1 protein-coding gene is annotated in these 1,485 nt (G+C 33.2%); it reads right to left on the bottom strand.

The window, feature by feature from the left end; genetic code table 11:
* On the bottom strand, positions 1-1,485 hold a 1,485-nt coding region (locus F6K40_RS33270), incomplete at both ends, for a tetratricopeptide repeat protein (RefSeq protein WP_293142367.1).

Genomic DNA, 1,485 nt, shown 5'->3' with positions numbered 1-1,485 from the left:
GACTATAAAAAGTCACTCCCGCTATGTCTAAAATTGATTGAAAATCTCTTAATTTACAAGAGCGTTTAGTAGTAGTTGGATTGCTCGGTTTTGTCATCCAAACCATACCAACTTTCAAGGAATTTATTTCTGGAGGTTCTAACTTTATCGGCAGAACTTCAGGTATGTTTAAATTCCGAATTGGTGGCGGAATATTATCTAAAGTAGTTCCGAATATCCGAGGTAATTCTAATAATGGTGCATGAACATCAAAGCTGAGAGAATTTACTCCTTCTTCTAGAATTTTCTCAACTCCAGGAATTTTTTCTAGCAATCTAACTAAAGGTTTTTGACAACCTAAAATTATCTGCCCCCCGTGTTGTTTAACTAGAGGAAGATAACGGATAAATTGAATAGTATCGCCGTATCCTTGTTCGGCATAAAGTACGATAGTTTTACCTGTTAAATTAGAGCCATCCCAAAGTTTTTCTGGTTGTATTAAAGATAGAGATTTTTTAATTTCCCAACGCTGCCAACGCCAATGATATTCTTGAAAACCTTCCTTTAGATTTCCATTCAATAATAAAGTTACGGCTAAACCAAAATGAGCATCAGCATAATTTGGCTCTATTTCAATAGCTTTTATATAATGAGATATACTAACAGTCAAATTTCTTTGTCCCCGAAAAATCAATCCTAAACAACGATAGGCAAGAGCATAATTAGGTCGGAGATTAATTGCTTTTTGATAATAGGCAATTGCCTTTGATAAATCTCCTTTTGTTTGCCAAGCATGGCCTAAGTTGAAATTTATTTGAGAATTATTAGGCTCAAGAAAAAGAGATTTTTCATAGTTAGCTATTGCTGATTCTATCTGGTCTTTTTGGAATAAAATAAATCCTAAGTTTGAATAGTTACTACTATCATTTGGTTCCAGAGAAATAGCTTTTTGATAATTAGAAATAGCTTCTTCTAAACGACATTCTTTTTTCAGGATATTTCCTAAGTTGGAATAAGCTTGACTAGAGTTAGGATGCAAAATAATAACCTGATTCAAAATCTGAATTGCCATGTCATTTCGACCTGCTAAATTTTCTAGTACAGCTAATAAATTGAGTGCCTGAAAATCTTCTAGTTTTTCTGCAAGTATTCGACGACATATTTTTTCTGCTTCTACTAAATTATTTTCTTGATAATATTGATAAGCTAATTCAAAACTTGTTGGTAAATCTGGTAAATTCTGCTGAAATTCCATAAATTCAATTAGTGCTTGTTTTACCTCTATAAATACACTATCCCAATCTCCTATTTTTGGCTGTCTAAATAATCGCGCGGTGGGATACCAAGGACTATCATTTCTATCTAACATCCATCGCCAGTCAGAATCAAAATTTAACATTACCCAAACTGGTTTTCCTAATGCTCCTGCTAAGTGAGCAATAACTGTATCTATTGTTATTACTAAATCCAATTGTTTGATGACTGCTGCTGTATCAGTTAAATCCT

This window comes from Okeania sp. SIO3I5, assembly GCF_010672085.1.
GTDB lineage: Bacteria > Cyanobacteriota > Cyanobacteriia > Cyanobacteriales > Microcoleaceae > Trichodesmium.
The sequence above is the reverse complement of the archived record's forward strand: the minus strand, read 5'-3'. Positions and strand labels throughout refer to the sequence as shown.